Here is an 8,910-nt window from a genome sequence, read left to right as displayed (position 1 = left end):
CCCGAGGTCAAAAACCTCAAACCCGGCATCGCTTCGTCACGCAAAATGCCATCTACCAACCAAATTGTCAAAGATCGTTTTCACTTCCTGAAGAAAGTGATTTGCTCCCTGCTGAGGTGTTTCCCTCAACTGGAAGGACGCAATGTATCACCGGCCGCCAGGGGTTGTCAAACGGGGGTGACGAGAATTTGACCACCAAAAGCCGAAATGAACTGTAAGCCCTTACATCACAACATGTTATAATTTTGGAAATTAACCGCGAAAGTTTGCCTGGGAGGGACTATTGGGATGCGTTTGGCATGGAAGTTCACTCGGAGGCGAGCAAATACGGGTCGGCGAATTCGAACTTTGCATCGGCCGTGGTTACACTCAGGCCTATCACACCGACTTTGACATCCTTTGTCAGGCCAATTCGGCGGTCGAGGACCTTCTTCCAGGCCTGATTGTCGTAGCTGGCAGACACGGCGATACGATCTCCGCGGCGTTCGACGCGTAGCCAGATCGGCTTATCCTCCAGGGGATAGGCACCTCCACCCACCAATTCGCCTCCCTCGTACTGCTCGCAAGCGAGAAACAGAGCTCCGCTGTCCCCATTGGCCGATCGTGTCCAACGAAACAGGTTCTCTTCGTCCTGCCAGACCAATATGCCAGCAGCGATATAGGACTTCGCGCCTTCCACGCCGCTTTTCGGCTTGGGCCGGGCAAAGTCCTTCACTTGGACCTCATAGAGAAAGTCCCCATTTACCTCATTCCAGATACGGGGAGCGTGGGTCGAACCGAGCTTCGGGTTCATATCGTGCATTCCGCCAGGCACGGTGATCGAGATCCCCTTCTCCAGGAAGTCGACCGGGCAATTCCCTACCGGATCGACATGAATGCCCCAGCCAGGGACCTCTTCTGCAAGGGCAACCGACGGAATCAATAAGAACAACAAGCAAAGCAGCGAAAGTCTCACCAGCATGATCCTTCAGCAATGAGTTGAGCGGCCTGAAAGAAGAACGAGGAGGCTGCCAGAGCTTTCTCGGACAAATTGCCCTGCCTCGGCTTGGCCCGATTCTATCATTCCCCCTAGAATTCACGACTAAATAAAACATGAGCGTTGCTATATCCCACCAGGCGGCGGCGATGCTCAAAAGCCTGCCGCAAAGTTTCGAGCAAAACGAATCGTTCCAGAAGGTCCTGGAAGCCTTAAAGCAAGGCGAGGACGCAACCCTGGAAGGAATCTGGGGATCGGCGTGCGCACTGGCGGCATCTTCGTTCCAGCGAAACGTCTCACCTCACGTTGTGTTGGTGACTCCGCACCTCGGGGACATCGAAAAACTGGAAGGAGCACTGTCCCTTTTCAGCGATGCCGATGTCGCTTCGTTCCCGGCCTGGGAATCATCCCCGGAAGAACGTCGTCTGCACGACGAAATCTATGCGGCTCGTCTGCGGATCTTGAAGCACCTGGTTTATGGCAAATGCCCGAGCCTGCTGGTGACTTCGATCGAAAGCTTGATCCAACCCGTTCCAGGCAAAGACAACATCCTGGCCAACAGTCGGCGTCTGGTGGTCGGGGAGCAACTTGAACCTGAGGAGCTCGGGAAATGGCTACTTGTTCATAAGTACCACTCGACCAGTGCGGTCGAACTGCCTGGCGAGTTCTCGCTGCGCGGTGGGATCGTCGACATCTTTGCCCCAGACTGGAATGGCCCGGTCCGGATCGAATTGTTCGGCGATGAAATCGAATCGATCCGCGAGATCGATGTGCAATCGCAGCGAAGTGTCGAGTCTCTCAAGCAGATCGACATCACGGCGCTAAAGCATTCGCGAGATCACCAGGGAAGCTTCATCGAATACCTGCCGGACGATGCGGTCTTCATGCTGATTGAACCGGAGCAGATGAAACAAACCGCAGGCGACTATCTCCGCCGGGTAGATGACGTGCGTGATTCGTTCGAGTTTGCCGAAACGGTGGCTCGGCTCGATCGATTCCGCAAAGTTTCGGTCGCCGGGATCGCGAGTGGCTCGTTCAACGTCACGGCTAATATCAATTTCGAATCGGTTGAGCAATTCAGCGGCGACGTCGATCGCGTTCGCGGCGAACTGGATGTCGTCAGCCAAAGTTTGGACGTCGTCATCGTTTGTCAGACCGAAGCCGAGATCGAACGACTACACGAAATACTGGATGCCACCCAGGTCGCCAAGACAGGTCGACTGCACTACGTGCTGGGAGAACTACAGCAAGGCTTTCGTTTCCGCGATGGCAACCTGGTGCTGGTCAGCGGAAACGAAATCTTCCATCGTCCTTCGGTTCATCGCACCAAGACTCGCCGCCTTGGAAAGGTGATCGACAGTTTCCTCGATTTGAAGAAGGGAGATCTGGTCGTTCACCTGGGGCATGGTATTGGACGATACCGTGGCCTGCGTCTGATTGAAAAGCAAGGCAACTCGGAAGAGCATCTCGTCTTGGAATTCCAGGGCGAAACGAAGATTTTTGTGCCAGCGTCGAAGATCGACCTGGTGCAGAAATATGTCGGCGGCAGCAAGACGCGGCCGCCACTGGCCAAAATCGGCGGCGTTGTCTGGAAGAAGCAGAAGGAGAACGTCGAGAAGGCGGTCAAGGATCTCGCGGCCGACTTATTGCAAGTTCAAGCCGAACGCCAAAGTCGTCCCGGGATCGCTTTCGCCGCCGACACGCGTTGGCAATACGAGTTCGACGCTTCGTTTCCGTACCAGGAAACTGACGACCAGATGCTGGCGATCGATGCGATCAAACAAGACATGACGCAGCCCCGTCCAATGGATCGCCTGCTCTGTGGCGACGTTGGTTTCGGCAAGACGGAAGTCGCCATGCGGGCCGCCTTCAAAGCGGTCGACAATGGTTACCAGGTCGCTGTGCTTGTTCCGACAACGATTCTGGCGGAGCAACACTACAAAAGTTTCCGTGAACGGATGGCCGAGTTTCCGTTCACGATCGCTCGATTGAGCCGCTTCGGCACAGCGAAGGAACAACGTGAAGTCGTCAAAGGCCTGAAGGAAGGAACCGTTGACGTCGTCATCGGGACGCATCGGCTTGCTTCGCAAGATGTGACCTTTCAGAATCTTGGGGTCGTCATCATCGACGAGGAACAGCGGTTTGGTGTCGAGGTAAAAGAACGACTCAAACAACTGCGAACCACGATCGACGTGCTAACGATGACGGCCACGCCGATTCCCCGTACGTTGCACATGTCGCTGGTAGGCGTGCGTGACATCAGCAATCTCGAGACTCCACCGAAAGACCGGGTCGCGGTCGAGACAAAGGTTTCTCGCTGGAACGACGAGCTGATTCGCCATGCCATTCTTCGAGAATTGAATCGCGGCGGACAGATCTATTTCGTCCACAACCGCGTTCAAGACATTGAACTGGTCGCCGCCAAACTGCAGCGGATTGCTCCGGAAGCCAAAATCGGCATCGGGCATGGCCAGATGGCGGAAGGAGCCCTCGAACAAGTCATGGTCGATTTCATCGATGGCAAGTTCGACTTGTTGTTGGCGACGACGATCATCGAGAGCGGGCTCGATATTCCCAATGCGAATACGATCTTCGTCGACGAGGCCGACCGCTATGGCCTGGCGGACTTGCACCAGCTACGAGGACGCGTCGGACGATCGCACCATCGCGGCTACTGTTATATGTTGCTGGAGGCGGGCAAACATTTGACGCCAATTGCCAGTAAACGGCTTCACGCGATTGAAGAGTTCAGTCATATGGGGGCAGGCTTCGCGATCTCGATGCGTGACCTCGAAATCCGCGGTGCAGGGAACATCCTTGGGACGCAGCAAAGTGGGCACATCGCCACGGTTGGTTACGAACTTTACTGCCAACTACTGGAAAGTGCCGTCCGCAGACTGCAGAAACTTCCCCCCAAGATGTCGATCGATGTCGACATTGATTTGCCGATCGAGGCGTATCTTCCCGACGACTACATCGGCGATATGCGACAGAAGATCGACCTCTATCGCCGGATGACGCGAATCGCTTCGGACAACGATCTCGAGCAGATCCGCGAAGAACTGCGCGACCGCTTTGGGCCCCCGCCAGAGGAAGTTGATGAACTTTTACGGGTAGTCGCGCTGAAATTAGATGCAGCCTTCTGGCAGGTATCGGCGATCTATACCGAAGAGGAACTCGATCAAACCTTTCTCGTCTTCGTATACACCAATGCCTCTCGGATTCAGCAGCTAGCACGCTTGCGGGGGAAAAAGTTCCGCGTCGTGGATGACGCGAAAGCCTATATTCCCTTGCCCAATGCCAGCATGGATGGATCAGAATTATTGGATTTTGCCAGACTGATGTTGCGTGCGAACTAGGTGCATTCCTATACTCCGCCCGCAAAATTCTCGCGCGAAAGCGGCAGGAAGCCGCAACCGGATGGGTGCTCCTTATGGATGGGAAGTCAAGCAACGTGATTTCAGCTGCTTACGAGACTGGCAAATGCCTTGGCCGCCGCGTCGTCCTGACGGGCGTCTGCCTTGGTACGTGCTTCCTTTCGCCCGCTCCGGCGTGGGCACAATTTGGTTGGTTGAATCCGTGGAAGGGTGACTCGGCTCAAACAGCCGAACAACCTCCGGCGGATCCCTTTGCACAGCGTCGCGCTGCGTCGGAACCTCAGTTCCGCACGGCTGCCCGTCAGATGCCAGCCACCAGTCCAACTTCCACCGGTGGTACCACCGCGGTGATTTCGGACTCGCCTGCGACGATGCCCAACACGGGGGCTCCGGTTCCTTATCCCACCACGCATGCCGCCGCAGTCAATTATGCCGCTCCGGCAGGTTACCCATCGACTGGCAACGCAGCCAACTACTACTCGGTTCCACCGCAAGGCAATTACGCTCCGCCGATGGCTCAAACACAGCAGGCGGTCCCTCAGGTTGCTAACCTTCCGCAGCAGCAGCCACCGATGGCGGCGGCCAAAGGAAACGATCTGTTCAAGCCAGCTCGAATTGTCGCGATCGTCAATGGCGAGCCCATTTTAGCTGGCGACGTACTGGGCCCGGTCAATCAAATGATCGACGAAAAAATGGCCTCGCTCACCCCTGAACAGCGTGCCGCGGTTTCGGAAGAAGAGATCGATCAGTTCAAAGAACAGGCCCTCAAGCAAATGCTGCCAGGGCTGATTGACATTAAGGTGGTCTATCTCGACTTCATGCGATCGGTCCCATCCGATCGTAAAGAAGAGATGCAGCAGATGCTCGAAAAGAACTACGACGAGTACCAGCTCGAGACCGACCTGAAGAATGCCGAGGTCACCACGCAGGCCGAACTCGACATGAAACTTCGCGAAATGGGCGGATCGTTGGCGAAAAAGAAACGCCAGTTCGTCGAAAAACTGGTCGCCCAGCAACAGATTCAACGGAAGATCAAAAAGGACGAAGAGGTCACCCACCAGCAGATGCTCGACTTTTACGAAGAGCATAGCGACGAATACCAAGTGTCCGCGAAGGCCAAGTGGGAACAATTGATGGTGAAGTTCTCCGAGTTCCCTAACCGCCAAGCGGCCTGGGAAGCGACCGCCGAGATGGGGAACCAGGTTCTGCGAGGCGCCCCGCTCGATGCCGTGGCCAAACGCCACTCGCAGGGGATCAAAGCTGCCAACGGCGGTCAGTACGACTGGACCACCAAGGGTAGCTTGAAGAACGAAACCGTCGACCAGGCGATCTTCAGCCTGCCGATTGGCCAACTCAGCCCGATTATTGAGTCGGCTGAGGGGTTTCATATCGTCCGCGTTGTTGATCGGAAGGAATCGGGTATGGTTCCCTTTACCGAGGCCCAGGTCGGCATCAAAGAGAAGATCCAGAACGGTCGTCGTCAGGCCGAAATGGATGCCTACCTGAAGGACGTGAAGTCTAAAGCTCAGGTCTGGACCATCTTCGACGAAAAGAAGTAATGCTCTCAGCCGCCTCCCTGTGGGGTATCTACGGCTGACAGACTTATCACAATTGGGAAATCCTCTGAAAATTACCCGGATTTCCCAGGCGTTCATCTAGGGCCTGGTTGGTGCTTTTCACCAAGAAATAGTCTCGCCCTTCGGAAGAACCAGGATAAGCAGAGCTAATGCGCTACGATTGTTTCATGACCGCCTATTTTGTTGGGTCGAACAATCGAGTAAAGTAGCGATCAAAAGAACCTGACCAGAGTTTGTTTCCGCGCCTCCTATTGGCCGCATTGCCCTTCTTGCGATGCCTTCATCGTTGCGGAAAAATGCTAGTCTGAAAGCATCTGGGAAAACTGCGCACGCCCCCTGTGAGGAAGTCTGCATGTCCGACACTGCCAAGCTTATCGTCGATGGTAAAGAGATCGATCTACCCGTAGTCGTGGGTACCGAAGATGAAAAGGCGGTCGACATCTCGAAGTTGCGTGGCGATACCAGCTTCATCACCCTCGACGAAGGGTATGTGAACACTGGTTCGACCACCAGTGCGATCACCTACCTCGACGGCGAAGCAGGGATTCTGCGGTACCGCGGTTATCCGATCGAAGAACTCGCCGCCAATTGTGACTTCGTCGAAGTCATGTACTTGTTGATCTACGGCGAGTTACCGACCGAAGAAGAGCTGACCAACTTCCGCAATTCGATCCGTCGCCACACGATGCTGCATGAAGACATGCGATCGTTCTACGACGGTTTCCCACGCGACGCTCACCCGATGGCAATTTTGTCCAGCGTGGTCAGTGCCCTGTCGACGTTCTATCAGGATTCGCTCGACCCACACGACCCACAACAGGTGGAAGTTTCGATTCACCGCCTATTGGCCAAGTTGCCAACGATCGCCGCTTACAGCTATAAGAAGTCCTTCGGCCAGCCATTCATCTACCCGCAGAACGACCTGTCGTACTGCGAGAACTTCCTGCAGATGATGTTCGCAGTCCCAAGCGAACCGTTCCACGTCGACCCCGATTTTGTCGACGCGTTGAACCTGCTGCTGATTGTGCATGCCGACCACGAACAGAACTGCAGTACCTCGACCGTCCGTATGGTCGGTTCGGCCGATGCCAACTTGTTCGCTTCGATCTCGGCCGGGATCAGTGCCCTATGGGGACCACTGCACGGCGGTGCCAACGAAGCGGTCGTTAACATGCTGGACGAGATCATCGACAACGGCGGCGACGTCGACAAATACGTCGAGCTGGCGAAAGACAAGAAGAGCAAGGTCCGCCTGATGGGCTTTGGTCACCGTGTCTATAAGAACTTTGATCCACGTGCGACCATCATCAAGAAGGCCTGCGATCGCCTGCTGGATAAGCTCGATATCAAAGATCCGCTGTTCGACGTGGCCCAGAAGCTGGAGCAAGCTGCTCTCAACGACGAATACTTCGTCGAACGCAAGCTCTACCCGAACGTCGACTTCTACTCCGGTGTTATCTATCGAGCGATCGGCATTCCGGTTCAGATGTTCACTGTCCTGTTTGCGATGGGCCGTCTGCCTGGCTGGATCGCTCATTGGAAAGAAATGCACGGCTCGAAAACCAAGCGAATCTGTCGACCACGTCAGATCTACACCGGCGAGCAGAAGCGAGAATTCGTCCCAATCGAAAAGCGATAGCATCGCTGGCGACGAATCACGACCAACGATCAAGGACACCTTCGGGTGTCCTTTTTTCATAGGTATTCGCAGGCCCCATAAACTTGAACGGACCTTGCGACTTTCCCGTATTGCCAGCAGCGCATGCGGTCGCGCATCCGGAAAAGTTTACCTATTTCAGCGAACTTTCGGCGATCGCCTGAGGAAGTCCTTTCTGTTGTGTCGATAAATACCCTCGTACGCCTTGGAACTACGGATAGTCCGAGGCATCGGTTCAGCGAGGGAGACGCAACATCACGATGTATAAGCACATTCTCGGTGCCACGGCTGCGGTCGCCACTCTGGTCGTTCCGTCAATCACCCTTGCCCAGGCTCCACCGGTTCGGTTGTCACACGCACTTACGTTGAAGCCTGCGGTCGATCGGCTTCACCCACCGGTCGTGTCCCAAGTCGCCATCCATCCAGCTGAAAAGCTGATGGCCGTCGCAGGCGACGACCACTATGTCCGGATCATGGAGATCTCGACCGGTCGCGTCCTGTTCACGCTGAAAGATCATACCGATTGGGTTCGTGCCGCTGTCTTCTCGCCCGATGGCAAGACACTGGCCACTGCCGGTAACGATCAGCAGTTGCTGCTGTGGGATGTCCAAGAGAACATTCAACTCCGAAGCACCGGCGAATTTCCGTCGGTCGTCACGGCACTCGACTTCAACCACGATGGCTCGCGTTTGGCTGTGGCAGGCTTCGCCGACGTGATTGCGATCCACAATCCAGCCACCGGCGATGTCCTTCACAAGCTGAAGGCTGCCAGTGAAGACCAGCGAACCGTCTGCTTTTCGCCCGATGGCTCGAAGGTGGCAGCCGCCGGACGTAGCGGCGTCATCCGCATCTGGAACACCAACACCGGCGAGCGTGTTCGTGATATCCGCGCTCATGCCGACCGTATCCATGGCCTGGTTTTCTCGGCCGATGGTTCCAAAGTCATCTCGGGCGGTGAAGACCGCACCCTAAAGATTCATGATGCCGCTTCCGGGCATCAATTGGCATCGATCTCGACAGGAGATGCCAAGACGTTTTCCGTTTCGCTCGCCAACGACGACACCGTCGCCACTGGTGGAAGCGATAACGAGGTTCGCATGTGGAGCCTGACGTCGTATCAGGAAGTTGATCACGTGGCAGGCCATGAAGGCACTGTCGCAACGCTCGATGTCCATGGGCAAACAATGATCTCAAGCGGGTTCGATACCACGATCCGCGTTTGGGACTTGGGCACCGCGCAAAAATCCCCCCCCGTGTTAACGGTCCCGGTCAGCCGTTTCTCGAAATAATTTGGTCACCAATTTCGCATGGATGCGAAAGGAA

The 8,910-nt window shown here is 55.5% G+C and carries 6 protein-coding genes; 5 read left to right on the top strand and 1 reads right to left on the bottom strand.

The features are described 5' to 3' along the window. A partial coding sequence (locus tag ABD890_RS17190) for a hypothetical protein (protein WP_345092410.1) occupies positions 1–218 on the top strand: 218 nt, incomplete at its 5' end. Positions 219–307: 89 nt separating this feature from the next. Here the strand turns inward: ABD890_RS17190 and ABD890_RS17185 are convergent. Continuing rightward, positions 308–955 (bottom strand): beta-xylosidase family glycoside hydrolase, encoded by a 648-nt coding sequence (locus ABD890_RS17185; protein ID WP_345092407.1) that lies wholly within the window; start codon positions 953–955, stop codon positions 308–310. Positions 956–1,092: 137 nt separating this feature from the next. Between ABD890_RS17185 and mfd the strand changes: the two genes are divergently transcribed. The 4 genes from mfd to ABD890_RS17165 all read left to right on the top strand — a co-directional run bounded on the left by mfd (position 1,093) and on the right by ABD890_RS17165 (position 8,876). Further along, positions 1,093–4,335 (top strand): transcription-repair coupling factor, encoded by a 3,243-nt coding sequence (gene mfd, locus ABD890_RS17180; protein ID WP_345092403.1) that lies wholly within the window; start codon positions 1,093–1,095, stop codon positions 4,333–4,335. A 95-nt stretch (positions 4,336–4,430) separates the two neighbouring features. After that, positions 4,431–5,912, top strand: coding sequence for a peptidylprolyl isomerase (locus ABD890_RS17175; protein ID WP_345092400.1), 1,482 nt, complete (start codon positions 4,431–4,433; stop codon positions 5,910–5,912). Between the two features lie 370 nt (positions 5,913–6,282). After that, on the top strand, positions 6,283–7,569 hold the full coding sequence (locus tag ABD890_RS17170) for a citrate synthase (RefSeq protein WP_345092397.1): 1,287 nt from the start codon (positions 6,283–6,285) through the stop codon (positions 7,567–7,569). 278 nt (positions 7,570–7,847) lie between these two features. Continuing rightward, positions 7,848–8,876, top strand: coding sequence for a WD40 repeat domain-containing protein (locus ABD890_RS17165; RefSeq protein ID WP_345092394.1), 1,029 nt, complete (start codon positions 7,848–7,850; stop codon positions 8,874–8,876). Positions 8,877–8,910 lie beyond the last annotated feature (34 nt).

Origin of the sequence: Bremerella cremea (genome assembly GCF_039541315.1) — a bacterium.
Classification (GTDB): Bacteria; Planctomycetota; Planctomycetia; order Pirellulales; family Pirellulaceae; genus Bremerella; species Bremerella cremea.
The sequence above is the reverse complement of the archived record's forward strand: the minus strand, read 5'-3'. Positions and strand labels throughout refer to the sequence as shown.